We start from the raw sequence: 17,358 nt of genomic DNA, 5'->3' as shown, positions 1-17,358 counted from the left end.
GCTGGCAACACGGGACAAGGGTTGCGCTCGTTGCGGGACTTAACCCAACATCTCACGACACGAGCTGACGACAGCCATGCACCACCTGTACACCGGCCACAAGGGGGCGCCTGTCTCCAGACGTTTCCGGTGTATGTCAAGCCTTGGTAAGGTTCTTCGCGTTGCGTCGAATTAAGCCACATGCTCCGCCGCTTGTGCGGGCCCCCGTCAATTCCTTTGAGTTTTAGCCTTGCGGCCGTACTCCCCAGGCGGGGCACTTAATGCGTTAGCTGCGGCACGGACAACGTGGAATGTTGCCCACACCTAGTGCCCACCGTTTACGGCGTGGACTACCAGGGTATCTAATCCTGTTCGCTCCCCACGCTTTCGCTCCTCAGCGTCAGTATCGGCCCAGAGATCCGCCTTCGCCACCGGTGTTCCTCCTGATATCTGCGCATTTCACCGCTACACCAGGAATTCCGATCTCCCCTACCGAACTCTAGCCTGCCCGTATCGAATGCAGACCCGGGGTTAAGCCCCGGGCTTTCACACCCGACGTGACAAGCCGCCTACGAGCTCTTTACGCCCAATAATTCCGGACAACGCTTGCGCCCTACGTATTACCGCGGCTGCTGGCACGTAGTTAGCCGGCGCTTCTTCTGCAGGTACCGTCACTTGCGCTTCTTCCCTGCTGAAAGAGGTTTACAACCCGAAGGCCGTCATCCCTCACGCGGCGTCGCTGCATCAGGCTTGCGCCCATTGTGCAATATTCCCCACTGCTGCCTCCCGTAGGAGTCTGGGCCGTGTCTCAGTCCCAGTGTGGCCGGTCGCCCTCTCAGGCCGGCTACCCGTCGTCGCCTTGGTGAGCCGTTACCTCACCAACAAGCTGATAGGCCGCGGGCTCATCCTGCACCGCCGGAGCTTTACAGCCCCCGCCATGCGGCGGGAGCTCATATCCGGTATTAGACCCCGTTTCCAGGGCTTGTCCCGGAGTGCAGGGCAGATTGCCCACGTGTTACTCACCCGTTCGCCACTAATCCACCCCGAAGGGCTTCATCGTTCGACTTGCATGTGTTAAGCACGCCGCCAGCGTTCGTCCTGAGCCAGGATCAAACTCTCCGTGAATGTGTACCGGTAATCCGGTCGACACCACGAGAGCGGAACGGCCGGAGGAATGATCCGACCGTTCACAGCGTCCTCGCTGTGTTTTTCAAAGGAACCTCGACCATCCGTAACCGGACGGACGGGGCATCAACATATCTGGCGTTGACTTTTGGCACGCTGTTGAGTTCTCAAGGAACGGACGCTTCCTTCGTACTCACCCTCTCGGGCTTTCCTCCGGGCGCTTCCCTTCGGTGTTCCAAACTCTATCAGTGTTTTTCCGTCTCTCTGACCACCGTCCTGCGGGCATGCAGAAGGCGACCCCGAGATAGGATCTGACGAGTTGGGTGCTGCCAGGCCTAGGCGCTCGTTGCGCCGCTCGGTCCCAAGCAGGGGTACGACTCTACACGGGGCTCCGGAGGGGGCGCAAATCGATTTGTGCTGTGCTCTAGGGCGGCCAAGCGGACCTCGCATGCGGAAGCGGGACTTCATATGACATACCCTGCTGACCAGTGTGCCGTCCGGGACAGGCAGTGACGGCCCATATACATCGCCACCTCTGGGAGGCTTCCCATGACCACCGTGACGTCCCCGATTGCCGGACGCGCCATCGGGCTGGCCGCCGTGCCGGATCCGGTCTTCTCCGGGGCCATGGTCGGCCCGGGTACCGCCATCGACCCCGTCCGTGAGCCCTCCGAGGCCGTTTCTCCCGTGGACGGAGTCATCGTCTCCCTCCATCCGCACGCCTTCGTCGTCGTGGACGGCGACGGGCATGGCGTGCTCACTCACCTCGGCATCGACACAGTGCAGCTCAACGGTGAGGGCTTCGAAGTGCTCGTGAACAAGGGTGACACCGTGACGCGCGGTCAGAGCATCGTGCGCTGGGACCCTGCCGCCGTCGAGGCCGTCGGCAAGTCGCCGGTGTGCCCGGTTGTGGCGCTGGAGGCCACGGCCGAATCCCTCTCCGAGCTCCGTACGGACGGCGACGTCAAGGCCGGCGACAGTCTCTTCGTCTGGAAGTGACGTCAATGCCGTCGTAAGACGGCGTGTAGGACAACCACCGCGGCGGCGGGACCCGCGCCGCACTATCGGAGACGGGTGAGATGGAGACAACGCTGCGAGGCGTCGGTGTGAGCCACGGGGTGGCGATCGGCGAGGTTCGGCATATGGGAACGGCGGTGCTCGAGCCGCCTGCCAAGCAGATCCCGGCGGAAGAGGCGGAGCGTGAGCAGGGGCGCGCCCGCCAGGCCGTGGAAGCCGTGGCGGCCGACCTGATAGCGCGCGGAAATCTGGCGGGGGGCGAAGCCCAGGCGGTGCTCGAGGCGCAGGCCATGATGGCTCAGGACCCCGAGCTGATGGCGGACGTGGACCGGCGGATCGCCGTCGGCAGCACCGCCGAGCGCGCGGTGTACGACGCCTTCGCCGCGTACCGGGATCTCCTCGCTGGCGCCGGTGAGTACCTGGCCGGCCGGGTGGCCGACCTCGATGACGTGCGGAACCGCATCGTTGCACGGCTGCTCGGCGTGCCCATGCCCGGTGTCCCGGACAGCGACGAGCCGTACGTCCTCGTCGCGCGCGATCTTGCGCCGGCCGACACTGCGCTGCTGGACCCGACACTGGTCCTCGGTTTTGTCACCGAGGAGGGCGGTCCGACCAGCCACAGCGCGATCCTGGCGCGGGCTCTAGGTGTGCCGGCCGTGGTGGCCCTGCCGGGTGCCGGTGAACTCACCGAGGGCACGGTCATCGCGGTCGACGGCAGCACCGGCGAGATCTTCGTGGCTCCCAGCGACGAGAAGAAGGCGCAGCTGGAGGCTTCGGCCGCTCAGCGAAAGGCGGCGCTGGCCGCGTCGACCGGACCGGGGGCCACGTCCGACGGCCACAAGGTGCCGCTGCTCGCCAACGTCGGAGGTCCCGCAGACGTTCCGGCCGCGGTGGAGGCGGGTGCCGAAGGTGTCGGTCTGTTCCGGACCGAGTTCCTCTTCCTGGACGACAGCAAGAAGGCTCCTTCCGAGGAGAAGCAGGTCGAGGCCTACCGACAGGTTCTCGAGGCGTTTCCCGAGGGCCGTGTCGTGGTCCGTGTACTGGACGCGGGCGCGGACAAGCCGTTGGACTTCCTGACACCGGCCGACGAGCCGAACCCGGCCCTGGGTGTGCGTGGGCTGCGCACGCTGCTGGACCACCCCCAGGTGCTGCGCACGCAGCTGACCGCTCTCGCGAAGGCCGCCGAGGGTCTGCCGGTCTACCTCGAGGTGATGGCTCCGATGGTGGCGGACCGCATCGATGCCAAGGCGTTCGCGGACGCGTGCCGTGAGGCCGGTCTGCAGGCCAAGTTCGGCGCGATGGTGGAGATTCCCTCAGCAGCGCTGCGGGCGCGTTCGATCCTGCAGGAGGTCGAGTTCCTGTCGCTGGGGACCAACGACCTCGCGCAGTACACCTTCGCCGCCGACCGTCAGGTGGGTGCCGTGTCCCGTCTGCAGGACCCGTGGCAGCCCGCGCTGCTGGACCTGGTCGCGGTGTCCGCCGAGGCGGCGAGGGCCGAGGGCAAGAGCTGCGGTGTCTGTGGTGAGGCCGCTTCCGACCCGCTGCTCGCGTGTGTGCTGACGGGTCTGGGTGTCACCTCCCTTTCCATGGGTGCGGCGTCGATTCCTTATGTCCGGGCGACGCTGGCGAAGTACACGCTCGCGCAGTGTGAGCGCGCCGCGGCGGCTGCGCGGGCGGCGGACAGCGCCGAGGAGGCGCGCAGCGCGGCTCAGGCGGTCCTTTCCGGCGAGTAGGGCGAGCCGGCCACCGGCAGATCTTTTTCTGGGGCGCACCACCTGCGGGTGGGGCGCCCCTTCGTCGTCAGGTGTTCAGTGGTGGTGCTCCGTGGTCGGTCCTCCGTCCGGTCCCAGGTCGGGTGGTTCGCAGTAGTCGACGCCTGATTCCGGGGCGATGAGGTCTCCCGATTCGACGTCGGTGCAGTAGGCGTCGAAGACCTCGCCGGCGCTGAGGGGTTCGAGGCCGTCTCCGCGGAGGCGCCATCCGTAGATGCGGTCTGCGGTTCCGGGAGTGGTGGTCCGCATGACGAGTCCGCCGGGGGTCTGGGTGGCAATGCCCAGGGCCAGAACGGTGCTGAATTCGAGGGCTTCGGCCTCGTCGAGTCGCGTGGTGCCATCGGCGTCGTCTGCATGGAGGACGGCGACGAGGGTCTCCGGCGTGGCTGAGACGCTGCACACGAGGTGCCGGTTGCCTGGCGGGGCCGTGTCGAGGATGCGGACGAGGAGGTTTGTGGCGCGGGCGAACGCGGCGCGGCCGAGGTCCTCGCCGCAGGTTGCGCAGGCGCCGAGGCGGGCCAGGAGCGTCGAGGCGTATTCCCAGGTCGCCTGCCGGACCGCTTCGTCGACGAGTACGGGAACCAGGTCGGTGAGGGTCTGGCCTTCGTAGGGAACGGTGGGGCCCGTGGCCGCCAGTTCCGCTGTGAAGCGGGTGCGGCTCGCCGGGATGTCGGGGTCGAGTCCCTGCTCCGCGCAGAACTCGGCGTACTCCCGTGGGTCGAAGAGGGCCACCGTGGTGTGGCTGCCCTGCGAGGCGCGTGTCCTGAGCAGGGATTCGACCTCCTGGAGGTAGGTCTTGTGGTCGTCGAAGGTGAAACTGTGGTAGCGCCGCATGGCGCGGAAGTCGTGTTCATCGGTCAGCAGGCCGATGGTGCCGGCGATTTCGCGGCGCAGGACGCGTCGCATGGTCTGGTGGTCGGTGTGCGCCATCTTTCCCCCTGTGCGCAGTCGATCAATGCTCACTCACAGTAACCAGCCGCACTGACAACGGTGTCCGAGATGGTCGATCGCTGACGAACAGCGCAGGTCACAGTGGGCATGGCCAGCCGGCGTGCTTCGGCCTCGGACGTCGATGTCGTGGTCGGTGAACGGGAGGTAGCCGTGCTTGATCGCTTGCGGTGCGGGGTGGTCAGGCTCGCTTGCGGCCCAGCTCCTCGTAGAAATGGAGCAGCTCGAGGTTGTCGATGGAGCCGGGGTTGACGGCCTTGTCGAGGGGGGTGCCCTGGAGCAGGCGTTTGACCGGGACCTCGATGCGCTTTCCGGTGAGGGTGTGCGGGATTCCGGGCACCTCGATGATGTCGTCGGGGATGTGGCGCGGTGAGAGCTGCTCGCGGATGGTCTGCTTGATGCGGTTCACGAGGGTCTCGTCGAGGGTGGCTCCGGGGGCAAGGTGCACGAACAGGGGCATCCAGTAGCCGCCGTCGGGCTGTTCGATGCCGATGACGAGGGATTCCTTGATCTCGGGGAGGCGTTCCACGGCTTCGTAGATGTCGGCCGAGCCCATGCGCACGCCCTGCCGGTTGAGGGTGGAGTCGGAGCGGCCGTGGATGACCACGGAGCCTCGGGAGGTGACGGTGATCCAGTCGCCGTGGCGCCACACGCCGGGGTAGGTGTCGAAGTAGCTGTCGTGGTAGCGGCTGCCGTCCGGGTCGTTCCAGAAGTAGATCGGCATGGACGGCATGGGGTTGGTGACCACGAGCTCGCCCACCTCGTCGATCAGGGGTGTGCCGCTCGGGTCCCAGGACTGCAGGTCGGTGCCCAGCCCGGGCGCCTGGAGTTCGCCGATGTACACGGGCAGGGTCGGTACGGCTCCTGCGAAGCAGGAGCACACGTCCGTGCCGCCGCTGACGGAAGCGATCCACAGGTCGTCGCGGACCTCGTCGTGGAGCCAGCGGAATCCGTCGGGGGGCAAGGGCGATCCGGTGGTGGCGACGCACTGCACTGTGGAGAGGTCGTAGTCCCGTGCGGGGTGCAGGTCTGCCTTGCGGCAGGCCATGACGTACGCGGCCGAGGTGCCGTAGAGGGTGGCTGCCGTGCGTTCGGCGACGCGCCACTGGGCGCCTGTGTCGGGGTAGCCGGGGCTGCCGTCGTAGAGGACGATCGTGGTGCCGGTCAGGAGGCCGGAGACGAGGAAGTTCCACATCATCCAGCCGGTCGACGTGTACCAGAAGAAACGGTCCTCGGGGCCGAGGTCGCAGTGCAGGCCGAGCTGCTTGAGGTGTTCGACGAGGATGCCGCCCTGGGACTGGACGATGGCCTTGGGGAGGCCGGTCGTGCCGGAGGAGTACAGCACCCACAGGGGGTGGTCGAAGGGGACCTGCTCGAAGTGCGGGTCGGTGTCCGCGCTCGTCAGGGTGGACCATTCCAGCGCGCCGTCGGGTGCTTCCGTGCCGAGGAGGGGGATGTGGACGACGGCGCGCAGGGTGGGCAGCTCGCGACGCAGCTCGGCGACGGTGTCCCGGCGGTCGTGCTGCTTTCCGCCGTAACGGTAGCCGTCGACGGTGAACAGGACCACCGGTTCGACCTGCTGGAAGCGGTCGAGGACGCTGCGGGCGCCGAAGTCGGGGGCGCAGGACGTCCAGACGCCGCCGACGGTGGCCGTGGCGAGGAAGGCGACGACGGCCTGCGGGATGTTCGGAAGGTAGCCGCTGACGCGGTCTCCTGGGCGGACGCCGAGGGCGCGCAGTTCAGCGGCAAGGGAGCCGACCTGGCGGCGCAGCTCGGACCACGTGACCGGGTGCGGCTCGTGGGTCTCGTCGACGCACAGGAGGGCCGGTTCGTCCGGCCGGGTCGCGGCTGCGCGCAGGGCGTGCTCGGCGTAGTTCAGGGTCGCGTCGGGGAACCACTGCGCCCCGGGCATCGATCGATCACCGAGCACGCGCGCGTAGGGGGTCGAGAACCGGACGTCGAACCATTCGGTGACGGCTTCCCAGAACGTCTCGAGTTCGTCGACGGACCAGCGGTGCAGCGCGGCGTAGCCGCCCTCGGACGGGGCACCGTGGTGCTCGGCTGCCCAGGCCTGGAACTTGGTGATCTGTGCCTGGGTGATGCGTTCCGGGTCTGGCTGCCAGAGCGGCTGGGGGTTCACGATCGACATGAGGCGGCTCCCGGGCTGTGCGCGTCGTATGGCGTCGCTCGCGCACGGGCTGGGGTGCGCGCGTGACGCGGCTGTCACGGACGATGCCATGTGATCGACTTGTACACCAGGGTGCCACCCACATAGTCCGCGTCGTGAAGATGTGGTCGTGGCACGGGTGAACGGCAGTTGAACGGCACCCGCGTATGGGCCGGTCAATGGCAGGCTGAGCAGCATGGACGGTCGTGACCTGGTGCGTTCGGTGAAGGCGGTGGGTTCCGTGCGGGCGGCCCAGGGATTGCGTACCGTTCGGGCGGCGTGGCGCAGAAGGCGCGCCGACGCCGCAGGGCTGCCGCCGCGGGGTGCCGAGCGCGCGAGAGTGCCCGGACAGGTGCGGGATGTGGAGCCGGGGCCGGGTGGTGGCACTCTGCGGTTCGACAGGTCCCTGCTGCGGATCGTCGTCGCGGTGAACGGGGCTGTCTTCTGGGGCTGGGACGGTGCGGAGCCGGAGCCCTCGTACGCGCTCGCCGGGCGCTGCCCGGAGCCCGATCCCCGCGCGGTGCTGGAGCCGGACAAGGACGGCGGCTGGCGCGTCGTGGCCGAGCGGGTGACCGTCGTGGTGTCGCGGAACGGTGCTGTCGAGGTGCGCACCCCGGGGGGCGTGACCCTGCGCCGCACTCTGCCGCCGCGGTGGTGGGAGCCGGTCGGAGGAGGCCGGGCGCGTTGGTTGCAGCGGTCGGAGGTGTCGGCGGACGCGCGTTTCTTCGGGCTCGGCGGGCGTGCATCCGGGCCGCGGTTGCGGGACGGTACGTATCGGCTGTGGAACACCGATCCGGGCCGCGCGTTCGCGCCTGGGGACGATCCGCTGTACATCACGATGCCCGTGCAGTTCGTGGTGGCCGATGCGGGCTCGCATCTGGTGTTCCATGACAGCACCTGGGACGGCACCGTCACGTTGCGGGAGGGCGAGGAGGGGGCCGGTTCCGGACACGACCGGGCGGGGATGAGCGAACTGCGCATGGACGGCGGTCCGCTGCGGTGCTGGGTGATCGTGGGCACTCCCGCGCGCGTGCTGCTTGCCTGGGCCTCGCTCACCGGGGCGCCCGCGCTGCCGCCGGCATGGGCGCTGGGCCACCATCACGCGCGGTGGGGCTTCGGCAGTGAGCAGGAGGTACGGCGGATCGTCGCGGGGTATCAGGAGCACGGTCTGCCGCTCGACGCGGTTCATCTGGACATCGACCACTACGACGCCCACCAGGTGTTCACCGTGGATCGAGAGCACTTTCCCAAGTTGCCGGAGCTTGCCGAGGAGCTGCGGCGGGACGGGATCCGGCTGGTGTCCATCGTCGATCCGGCGGTGAAGGCCGAGCCGGGCAACGACGTGTACGACAGCGGGTCGGCGGAGGACGCGTTTGTGCGGGACGGCTCGGGGGAGCTGGTACGGGGCGTGGTGTGGCCGGGCGAGGTGGTGTACCCGGACTTCACGCACGCGCGCGTGCGTGCGTGGTGGAGTGGCCTCTATGCGGAGCGGCTCGCTCAGGGGTTCTCCGGGTTCTGGCACGACATGAACGAGCCGACGTCGTTCGCGGCTTTCGGTGAACCGACCCTGCCGAGATCGTCCCGGCATGCCCTGGAGGGGCGGGGCGGCGACCATCGCGAGGCGCACAACGTGTACGCGCTGTGCATGGCGATGGCGGGATACGAGGGGCTGCGCGAACTGGCGCCACAGCAGCGGCCGTTTGTGTTCTCGCGCTCTGGCTGGGTCGGCATGCAGCGCTACGGGGGTACCTGGTCCGGTGACGTAGCAACGGGCTGGCCGGGGCTGCGGGCGTCACTGTCGCTGGTCATGGGACTGGGCCTGTGCGGGGTGCCGTATTCGGGGCCGGACGTGGGCGGCTTCGACGGGAGTCCGTCGCCCGAGCTGTATCTGCGCTGGTTCCAGTTCGGAGCGTACCTGCCGCTGTTCCGCACCCATGCGAGTCTGCGAGCGGGGCGCAGGGAGCCGTGGGAGTTCGGTGCCGAGGTGCTGGAGCATGCGCGCGTGGCGCTCGTCGAACGCCGGCGGCTCCTGCCGTACTTTCTGACGCTGGCGCACCTGGCCCGCCGTACAGGGGCGCCCTATGTGCGGCCGCTGTGGTGGGGCGCGCCCGAGGACCGGGCTCTGCGGGACTGCGAGGACGCCTTCCTGCTGGGCGACTGCCTACTGGTGGCGCCCGTGCTCGATCCCGGCGCGGACCGGCGTGCCGTGCAGCTGCCGCTGGGGCTCTGGTACGACACGGCCACGGAGCAGACGTACGAGGGGCCCGCGCAGGTTCTCGTCGAAGCCCCTTTGTCGCGGATTCCGGTGCTCGCGCGCGCGGGTTCCGTCCTCCCTGTGCGCGGGGATGACGGCGCACTGGAGCTGGAGGTGTGGGCTCCCGCTCCGGGACGCGGTGGAGGCGGGCTGGTCGTCCCGGACGTCGGCAACGGGTGGGAGGAATCGGAGACCGAGCGGTATGCCGTGCGTTGGGAGGGCTCGCGGGTGGTCGTCGAGCGGGAGGATGCCGACCGCATGAGCGAGCCGCCCCACCCGGTGCGTGTACGCGGGCTCGGGGACCGCTGACGTCAGACGTACCTGCCCTCGAACCAGGCTCGGACAGCGAGCGTGTGCAAGGGGAAGGCGAGTTCCTCGGGCCTGCGCAGGAGGTGCCAGCCCTCCGTCTCGTCAGTGGCAGCCGGCTCCGGGAGGCTGCCGGCGGGACGTTCCGGAAGAACACCGAACAGCAGCAGATGGCCGTCGGGCGAGCTCATCGCGTCGACAAGCCGTACGTCGCGGCTCGCCGCCTCGATGCCCGTCTCCTCCTTGAGCTCTCGGACGACGGCGTGCCGCCAGTCCTCACGGTCGTCGATGTATCCGCCGGGCAATGCGATGCCCCCACGCGCGGGGGCCACGGTTCGGGTGACGACGACCAGAGCGGTGCCCTTGGTGTCGTAGACCGGCTGGAGGGCGACCGCCACCGGGAGTGGATTGCGGTACGCGACGGTGCCGCAGGCCGGGCAGGTGCGGGGCCAGCCGGAGACGCCCTCTCCGTAGGGCGATCCGCAGCTCGAACAGTGGGAATTCGACACGGGGTTGGGGATGGGGTGGTGAGTCTCGGACACGCGGCGGACTGTAGCCGATCTTGGAGAGGGCGTCTCCCCCAGGCCGCTCAGTGGTCGTGGGCGAGCGACTTCGCCGACACGGGGAAGTCGAAGTAGGTGTCCGGGTAAGGCTCGGGCTTGTACGTGTAGTGCCACCATTCCTCGGCCAGGTTCACGAATCCGAGGTCTTCCAGGACGTTCTTGAGCAAGAGCCGGTTGGCCCGCTGCTCGCCCTGGATGCGCGGGTCGAGGGTGTGGGAGAGGGTGTCGAAGCAGTCGAATCCGGTGCCCATGTCGATGGTGTTGTCGGGGAAACGCTCGCTCTGGGGTGCGTAACAGGGCACGAGGGGTTCTCCGGGTACGTAGGGCCGGGTCGGCCTGGCCGGGAGCTTCACGATCGTGAGATCCACGGTGGAGCCGCGGCTGTGGCCGGACTTCTCGGCGATGTAGCCGTCCGCGAACAGGCGGGTCTTGTCGACGTTCGGATAGAACTCGTTCTTCATGGCCTGGTCATCGAGGTCCTTGGCCCAGCGGACGAAGTGGTTCACGGCTCGCTGTGGCCGGTAGCAGTCGTAGACCTTCAGGGTGTAGCCCTGGCGCAACAAGGTCGCCTGGGCCTCGTGGAGCGCCTCGGCGGCGGGACGGGTGAGGATGCAGAGGGGCTGCCGGTAGCCGTCGATGCGCTCGCCCACGAAATTGTGCGGGGTGAAGTAGCGCATCTCCTGAATGATCGTCCGGTCCACGGTGCGCAGTGCGACGAAGCCGTCGGGTGCCTTGGGCTCGGTCTTCGCCTGGGCGGTGACGGAGGCGGTGTTCAGAGCCAGCGCGGCGGCGAATGAGGTGATCAGGCCACAGACCACCAGGGAAAGTCGTGTCATGTCTCCTACATGCTGCCGGAGACATCGGCGTCCGGGAAGCGGTAGGGGGCAGTGCGCTCCGATCGGGTGACGGGACGAGCTTGTCGTGGCAGACTCCTGACGGTCCGTCAGTTCTGCTTGCCGTGCGGGAGGACCATTGCGTACACGCACACCCGTGGTGGCCGGATGGTTCACCGGCGACGGGGACGGCTTCCGTCTCCTGGGCACGCGCTGCTCGGCCTGCGCCGCGGTCTTCTTTCCGCGTGAGGACGCCCATTGCCGCAACCCCGGGTGTTCCGGCGGGGCTCTGCAGGAAGTGCCCCTCTCGCGCCGGGGCCGCATCTGGTCGTACACGGACAGCCGGTACCGGCCCCCGTCACCGTATGTGACCGATCCGGAACTTCCGTGGGAGCCGTACACGTTGATCGCTGTAGAGCTGGAGTCCGAGCGGATCGTGGTCCTGGGACAGGCAGTTCCCGGAGTGACCGTCGCCGACCTGGCGGTGGGCATGGAAGTGGAGGTCGCTCCCGGCGTGCTGCACGAGGACGCGGAGACGATCTGGACGACATGGAACTGGCGGCCTAGGGGGGTGACGAAGTGACGGGAGACGTGGCGGTGCTCGGGGCCGGCATGCACCCATGGGGCAAGTGGGGGCGCAGTTTCGTCGAGTACGGAGCGGCGGCGGCCCGCGCGGCCCTCGCCGACGCCGGGCTGGACTGGCGGCAGGTCGGCTCGATCGTCGGCGCGGACACCGTGCGCGGCGGCTATCCGGGGTATGTGGCCGGGGCGACGTTCGCCAGGGCGCTGGGCTGGCAGGGGGCGCGGGTGACCAGCGTGTACGCGGCGTGCGCATCAGGGGCACAGGCCGTGTACAGCGCGCGGGCCCAGATCCTCGCGGGGCTCGCGGACGTGGTGCTCGTGGTGGGCGCCGATGCCGCGCCCAAGGGGTTCTTCCGGCCGGCCGGCGGTGACCGGCCCGACGACCCCGACTGGCTTCGGTTCAGAGTGCTCGGAGCGACCAATCCGACCTACTTCGGGCTCTACGCACGGCGAAGGATGGCCGTCCACGGGGACACCTTGGAGGACTTCGCACAGGTCAAGGTGAAGAACGCCGCCCTGGGTGCGCTGAATCCGAACGCGCGCTACCGCAAGAGGGTCACCGCGGAGGACGTCGCCGCCTCTCCGGTGGTCGCCGATCCGCTGCGGCTGCTCGATATCTGCGCGACCTCGGACGGCGGGGCGGCGCTGGTGCTGTCCAGCATGGAGTTCGCGCGGCGGCAGGGGGTGGACCGGCCGGTGCGGATCCGGGCGGTGTCCACGGTGACTCCGCACTACCCCAACACGGTGCTGGACCTGCCGGACATCGCGACGGACTCCGCTGCGGCAGCCGAGTGCGCCACCGAGCCGTTCCGGGCGTCCATCGCGCGTGCGGCCTACGAGGAGGCAGGCACAGGCCCGGAGGACCTGTCCGTAGCCGAGGTGTACGACCTGTCCACAGCCCTGGAGTTGCAGTGGTACGAGGATCTGGGGCTGTGCGGCGCGGGCGAGGGTGCGAAACTGTTGCGGGACGGCGTGACGGCACCGGGCGGGCGAATACCGGTGAACGTGAGCGGTGGGCTGGCCTCGTTCGGGGAGGCGGTTCCGGCCCAGGCTATCGCGCAGATCTGCGAGGTCACCTGGCAGTTGAGGGGGCATGCAGGTGACCGGCAGGTTGCCGCGGCGCGCGTGGGGATCACGGCCAACCAGGGCCTGTTCGGGCACGGATCTGCGGTGATCGCAGTTCGGTGAGCAGCAGGCGTGTCCACGGTGCGACCGACCGCAGTACGCACGCCGACGGCATGGCGCACGGAGGTCACCGAGTCGAACGTATGCGTGCGGCTTCAGCGGCTCGGCAAGGCTGGTGGCTGGCTTTTCGTACGCTGCGTGATCGGCCCGGAATCCTGCGTGAACGTCTCATGAACCGGGCCTCTGCGCGCTCCGGCAGCGCCATCATGCTCCCGTGCACTCCTGGTCGGATACGCTCCGCTTCGCTTTCCAACCGGTGGTCAACCTGTCCACCGGCGGGATCGCGGCCCTGGAGATCCTCGCCCGTCCGGAGGCCGGCGATGTCCTGGCCGAGGCCCGTCGGGACCCCGAACTCGACGGTCAGTTGGCCGTGTTGGGGCTCCGCGCGGCGGTTCGCAAGGAGACGCTGCTGCCGCTGCATGTGAACGTGTTCGCCGGCACCCTGGCCGACCTGGGCGGTCTCGCCTCGCTGCACGATGCCGTGCGCGCGGTGGGCCGGATGCCGTGGGAGGTGACGATCGACGTCTGCCCGCCGTACACGCATGTGCCACAACGGGCCCTGCTGGAGGCGGTCACCGCGCTGCGCGAGCAGGGCTTCCGGATCAGCGCGGACGGTGTCGGAGACGGCGACGTACCGCTGCGGCTGCTCACGGACATCGCCCCCGACCTGGTGAAGCTCGACGCGTCCCTGCTGGCGCGGGCGGCAGCGGTGAGGGCGATGCGGACGCTGTGCGACGAGGTGGGGGCGCTGCTGTCCGTGGAGGGGGTGGAGACCGAATTCCAGTGCGCGGCAGCGCTGGCGGCCGGGGCGCAGCTGGCCCAGGGTGAGCTGTTCGCACCGCCGGCCAGGCTGCCCACAGTGGATGTATACGTTCCGCTCCGCTCCGCCGGGGTCGAGGCACCGGCGCGTTCGGGCCCACTGGTGCGCGAGTTCGTCCGGCCTGCCGCGCTGCTGCCCGCGCACGCGTCCGCGGCCCAGGTGCGGGCACTGCTGACCGGCTCGCCGGAGGTGTCCGGCGTGTTGCTCGTGGACGGGGAGGGGGTGCCGGTGCGGTCCGTGCACCGTTCGCGCTTCCTGCTGTCGATGTCAGGCCGCTACGGACACGCCTTGTACGCCGACCGGCCCGCGGCGAAGCTGGGCGATCCGCCGCGGACTGTGGGGGTCGATGCCACCGCGTGGGAAGTGCTGGACGTGGTGGCGGACGGCGGCCGGGACCGCACCTCGGACGACGTGGCCGTCGTGGATGCATACGGCCGGTGCGTGGGTGTCGTGCGACTGGCGGACCTCGTGCGGGCGCTGGCCGAGACCCGCGTCGAGGAGGCGGCCGGGCTCAATCCGCTGACCCGGCTGCCCGGTTCGGACGCGATCACCGGTGAGGTGGACCGGCGGATCGCGGACGGGCGGACGTTCGCGCTCAGCTGGCTGGATGTCGACCACTTCAAGCAGGTGAACGACGGAGCGGGGTTCGCGGCCGGCGACGAGCTGATCCGGTCGGTGGGGCGGGCGCTGCAGCTCGCGGCGTCCGGCAGCACCCGCGTGGGACACATCGGCGGGGACGACTTCCTGGTGCTGGCCGACCCGGAAGGGCTGGATCCGCTCGCCGCCTCGGTCCTGGACACGCCCTGGTCGGCGGGTGGGCGCCCGGTGACGTTGTCCCTCGCCACGGTGCTGTGCGCGCCCGGAAGCGTGACGGATCACCGGCAGGCGGCCGCCTGGCTGGCGCCACTCAAGAAGGCTGCGAAGTCGCTGAACGGCGCGAGTTGGGTGCTGGGCCGCGCAGGGACATCCGGGCACGAGATCCGGCGCGGTTCGGAGTCGGCGGCGAGCCAGGCGGGGTGCGCGGTGGGGGATCCGGGGCGGGGGTGAGCGGTCGGCCCGGCGCGGGCCGGTTGCGGCACCGGTCCCGGGGGTCGCGCCGGTCGGTGCCGAGCCCTGCTGCACAGCGAGTCAGCGTGGACGGTGGGCCGGCGCGCGTACGCGGGCTCTGAACCGTTGCTGTCGGCGACCTTGACGCCCCTTGGGCGCCGGTGAACACTTCCCGGTGTCAGTCGACATCGCCGTACATTCTCGGCGTATTACGGCAATGCGCCGCATGGGCCCTCCGAGCCAAGGCCCGCTCCCCCACGGGTGATTCGGCTGCCACGGCACGCTCGTCACGGACGCCGGGCGGGGCGCGGAACCCTCCCTGCCTTCGGCTGACGTCGGCACGTGAGCAACGGGACACGCACCCTGCACGGAGGACCGGGGTCGATCACTCCGGGCCAGCGCCTAGGAGCCGCCATGAGCAACGGAGACATCTTCGTCGGCGAGATCATCGGTACCGCGATCCTCATCCTGTTCGGGGCCGGTGTCTGCGCCGCCGTCACCCTCAGATACTCCAAGGCGCGGGCCTCGGGGTGGATCGTGATCGCCTTCGGCTGGGGTTTCGGCGTCCTGGCGGGCGCCTACACCGCCGCTCCCCTGTCGGGCGGGCATCTCAATCCGGCCGTCACCCTCGGCATCGCCGTCGACACCGGCGAGTGGGGCAAGGTCTGGGTCTATCTGCTGGGCCAGATCATCGGTGCCATGCTCGGCGCCGTCCTCGCCTACCTGGTGTATCTCGCCCAGTTCCAGGCCAATGTCCGTACGTCCGGCACGACCGAGGGCACGGCTGACGAACCGACTCCGACCCTGGGCATCTTCTCCACCATCCCGGAGATCCGGAATCCGCTCGCGAACCTCATCACAGAGATCATCGCGACCATTGCGCTGGTCCTGCCGATCCTCGCCTTCGGACTGACCGAGGGGCTCGGTGAATCCGGAACCACCGTGCTGATCGTCTCGCTGCTGGTCGTCGGCATAGGTCTCTCCCTCGGCGGGCCCACCGGCTATGCGATCAACCCCGCGCGCGATCTCGGCCCGCGCATTGTGCACACCTTCCTGCCGATCCCGAACAAGGGCACCTCCGACTGGGGTTACGCCTGGATCCCGGTCGCCGGCCCGCTCGTCGGAGGAGTACTCGCGGGCCTCATCTACAACGCAGCCTTCTGAACCGAGCCCAAGGGGTAGCCATGACGGACCACGCCGAGAAGTACGTCGCCGCGATCGACCAGGGCACCACGTCGAGCCGCTGCATCATCTTCGACCGGAACGGCGCGATCGTCGCCGTCGACCAGCGCGAGCACCGGCAGATCTTCCCCAAACCCGGGTGGGTGGAGCACGACGCCACCGAGATCTGGTCCAAGGTGCAGGCCGTGGTCGCCGGGGCGATCGCCAAGGCCGGGCTGCGCGCCGACCAGCTCAGCGCGCTCGGGATCACCAACCAGCGCGAGACGACGGTGCTGTGGGACCGCGCCACGGGCAAGCCCGTGCACAACGCCATCGTGTGGCAGGACACCCGCACCGCCGCACTCTGCAACCAACTCGGCGGACCGGACGGCCAGGACCGGTTCCGCGAGCAGACCGGACTGCCGCTGGCCAGCTACTTCTCCGGCCCCAAGGCAGCCTGGCTGCTCGACAACGTGCCCGGCCTCAGGGCACGCGCCGAGCGGGGCGAGATCGCCTTCGGCACCATCGACTCCTGGCTCATCTGGAATCTCACCGGCGGCACCGACGGCGGCCGGCACGTCACCGATGTGACCAACGCCGGACGTACCATGCTCATGAACTTGGAGACACTCCAATGGGACCGGTCCATCCTCTCCGCGATGAACGTGCCCGAGTCGGTCCTGCCTGAGATCAGGTCATCGGCCGAGGTGTACGGGACGGCCGTGGGCCAACTCGCCGGCGTCCCGGTCGCGTCGGCGCTCGGAGACCAGCAGGCGGCCGTGTTCGGGCAGGCCTGCTACGACGTGGGATCGGCGAAGAACACATACGGCACGGGCAGTTTCCTCCTGCTCAACACCGGCAACCGGCCGGTGCCGTCGAAGAGCGGGCTGTTGACGACGATGGGCTACAAGATCGGCAGTGAGGCTCCCGTCTACTGCCTGGAGGGCTCGATAGCCATAACGGGTGCGCTGGTGCAGTGGTTCCGCGACCAGCTCGGCATCATCCGTACCGCCGACGAGATCGAGACGCTGGCGGCAAGCGTCGAGGACAACGGCGGCGCTTACATCGTGCCCGCGTTCTCGGGCCTGTTCGCCCCGTACTGGCGCTCCGACGCGCGTGGCGTCGTCACCGGACTCACCCGGTACGTCACGAAGGCGCACCTCGCGCGCGCGGTGCTGGAGGCGACGAGCTGGCAGACGCGCGAGGTCGTGGATGCCATGTACCAGGACTCCGGGGTGCACATCACCACGCTGAAGGTGGATGGCGGCATGACGAAGAACAACCTCCTGATGCAGCACCAGGCGGACGTGCTCGGCGTGCCGGTGATTCGGCCCCGGGTGTCCGAGACGACCTGTCTGGGCGCCGCGTATGCGGCCGGACTCGCCACCGGCGTGTGGAACGACCTCGACGAGCTCAAGGCGCACTGGCAGCGGGACGTCGAGTGGACGCCGACCATGGAGGCGTCCGTGCGGGACCGCGAGTACCACAACTGGCGCAAGGCCGTGGAGAAGAGCTTCGGCTGGGTGGAGGACGGCGAGGACTGAACCACGCGCGCGTGGCGCCGTTTTCGGACTGCGGCCCGTACCCCGGTCGGCGGGG

Annotated in this window: 12 protein-coding genes and 1 rRNA gene; 8 read left to right on the top strand and 5 right to left on the bottom strand. The window is 69.0% G+C overall.

Features of this window, described 5'->3' with window-relative positions; translation table 11 throughout:
* Positions 1 to 1,104 (bottom strand): 16S ribosomal RNA (locus tag ACFVJQ_RS07440); the annotation flags it as partial.
* 549 nt (positions 1,105 to 1,653) lie between these two features.
* Here ACFVJQ_RS07440 and ACFVJQ_RS07435 point away from each other — a divergent pair.
* Positions 1,654 to 2,103: a PTS glucose transporter subunit IIA gene (locus ACFVJQ_RS07435; protein ID WP_385511287.1), complete on the top strand. Its 450-nt coding sequence runs from the start codon at positions 1,654 to 1,656 to the stop codon at positions 2,101 to 2,103.
* 80 nt (positions 2,104 to 2,183) lie between these two features.
* Positions 2,184 to 3,854, top strand: coding sequence for a phosphoenolpyruvate--protein phosphotransferase (gene ptsP / locus ACFVJQ_RS07430; protein ID WP_385781635.1), 1,671 nt, complete (start codon positions 2,184 to 2,186; stop codon positions 3,852 to 3,854).
* Positions 3,855 to 3,929: 75 nt separating this feature from the next.
* On the opposite strand, the gene ACFVJQ_RS07425 is transcribed toward ptsP, so the two are convergent.
* Together ACFVJQ_RS07425 and ACFVJQ_RS07420 are read right to left on the bottom strand one after the other, a co-directional pair.
* A complete protein-coding gene (locus tag ACFVJQ_RS07425; protein WP_385781632.1) occupies positions 3,930 to 4,823 on the bottom strand; it encodes a hypothetical protein in 894 nt (297 codons plus the stop codon).
* Between the two features lie 199 nt (positions 4,824 to 5,022).
* The gene (locus ACFVJQ_RS07420) at positions 5,023 to 6,990 is read right to left on the bottom strand and encodes an acetoacetate--CoA ligase (RefSeq protein ID WP_385511291.1); all 1,968 of its coding nucleotides are present in this window, start codon (positions 6,988 to 6,990) and stop codon (positions 5,023 to 5,025) included.
* Between the two features lie 214 nt (positions 6,991 to 7,204).
* Here ACFVJQ_RS07420 and ACFVJQ_RS07415 point away from each other — a divergent pair, with 214 nt between their 5' ends.
* Positions 7,205 to 9,571 (top strand): glycoside hydrolase family 31 protein, encoded by a 2,367-nt coding sequence (locus tag ACFVJQ_RS07415; protein ID WP_385781629.1) that lies wholly within the window; start codon positions 7,205 to 7,207, stop codon positions 9,569 to 9,571.
* Positions 9,572 to 9,573: 2 nt separating this feature from the next.
* Here ACFVJQ_RS07415 and ACFVJQ_RS07410 read toward each other — a convergent pair whose 3' ends face one another.
* Together ACFVJQ_RS07410 and ACFVJQ_RS07405 are read right to left on the bottom strand one after the other, a co-directional pair.
* Complete coding sequence (locus tag ACFVJQ_RS07410; RefSeq protein WP_385511293.1) at positions 9,574 to 10,110, bottom strand: NUDIX domain-containing protein; 537 nt, start codon at positions 10,108 to 10,110, stop codon at positions 9,574 to 9,576.
* Positions 10,111 to 10,157: 47 nt separating this feature from the next.
* Positions 10,158 to 10,967, bottom strand: a complete 810-nt coding sequence (locus ACFVJQ_RS07405; RefSeq protein WP_385511295.1) for a M15 family metallopeptidase — start codon at positions 10,965 to 10,967, stop codon at positions 10,158 to 10,160.
* A 154-nt stretch (positions 10,968 to 11,121) separates the two neighbouring features.
* On the opposite strand from ACFVJQ_RS07405, the gene ACFVJQ_RS07400 reads away from it, so the two are divergent.
* The 5 genes from ACFVJQ_RS07400 to glpK all read left to right on the top strand — a co-directional run bounded on the left by ACFVJQ_RS07400 (position 11,122) and on the right by glpK (position 17,303).
* A complete protein-coding gene (locus tag ACFVJQ_RS07400; protein WP_385781662.1) occupies positions 11,122 to 11,547 on the top strand; it encodes a Zn-ribbon domain-containing OB-fold protein in 426 nt (141 codons plus the stop codon).
* Positions 11,544 to 12,734 carry a lipid-transfer protein gene (locus ACFVJQ_RS07395; RefSeq protein ID WP_385781626.1) on the top strand — a complete coding sequence of 397 codons (1,191 nt, stop codon included), beginning with the start codon at positions 11,544 to 11,546 and terminating at the stop codon, positions 12,732 to 12,734. Before ACFVJQ_RS07400 ends, ACFVJQ_RS07395 begins: the two co-directional genes overlap by 4 nt.
* Before the next feature lie 211 nt (positions 12,735 to 12,945).
* Positions 12,946 to 14,598 (top strand): EAL domain-containing protein, encoded by a 1,653-nt coding sequence (locus ACFVJQ_RS07390; protein ID WP_385781623.1) that lies wholly within the window; start codon positions 12,946 to 12,948, stop codon positions 14,596 to 14,598.
* A 414-nt stretch (positions 14,599 to 15,012) separates the two neighbouring features.
* Positions 15,013 to 15,762, top strand: a complete 750-nt coding sequence (locus ACFVJQ_RS07385) for an MIP/aquaporin family protein (RefSeq protein WP_385781620.1) — start codon at positions 15,013 to 15,015, stop codon at positions 15,760 to 15,762.
* 20 nt (positions 15,763 to 15,782) lie between these two features.
* Entirely contained in the window at positions 15,783 to 17,303 is a 1,521-nt protein-coding gene (gene glpK, locus ACFVJQ_RS07380) for a glycerol kinase GlpK (protein WP_385511299.1), read from the top strand.
* Positions 17,304 to 17,358 lie beyond the last annotated feature (55 nt).

Source organism: Streptomyces sp. NPDC127197, assembly GCF_042672405.1.
Taxonomy (GTDB): domain Bacteria; phylum Actinomycetota; class Actinomycetes; order Streptomycetales; family Streptomycetaceae; genus Streptomyces; species Streptomyces flavusporus.
The sequence above is the reverse complement of the archived record's forward strand: the minus strand, read 5'-3'. Positions and strand labels throughout refer to the sequence as shown.

Bases quoted from the DNA above. Each gene is read 5' to 3' on its own strand.
- ACFVJQ_RS07435 (WP_385511287.1), top strand. From the start codon at position 1,654: ATGACCACCGTGACGTCCCCGATTGCCGGACGCGCCATCGGGCTGGCC.
- ptsP (WP_385781635.1), top strand. From the start codon at position 2,184: ATGGAGACAACGCTGCGAGGCGTCGGTGTGAGCCACGGGGTGGCGATC.
- ACFVJQ_RS07425 (WP_385781632.1), bottom strand. From the start codon at position 4,823: ATGGCGCACACCGACCACCAGACCATGCGACGCGTCCTGCGCCGCGAA.
- ACFVJQ_RS07420 (WP_385511291.1), bottom strand. From the start codon at position 6,990: ATGTCGATCGTGAACCCCCAGCCGCTCTGGCAGCCAGACCCGGAACGC.
- ACFVJQ_RS07415 (WP_385781629.1), top strand. From the start codon at position 7,205: ATGGACGGTCGTGACCTGGTGCGTTCGGTGAAGGCGGTGGGTTCCGTG.
- ACFVJQ_RS07405 (WP_385511295.1), bottom strand. From the start codon at position 10,967: ATGACACGACTTTCCCTGGTGGTCTGTGGCCTGATCACCTCATTCGCC.
- ACFVJQ_RS07385 (WP_385781620.1), top strand. From the start codon at position 15,013: ATGAGCAACGGAGACATCTTCGTCGGCGAGATCATCGGTACCGCGATC.
- glpK (WP_385511299.1), top strand. From the start codon at position 15,783: ATGACGGACCACGCCGAGAAGTACGTCGCCGCGATCGACCAGGGCACC.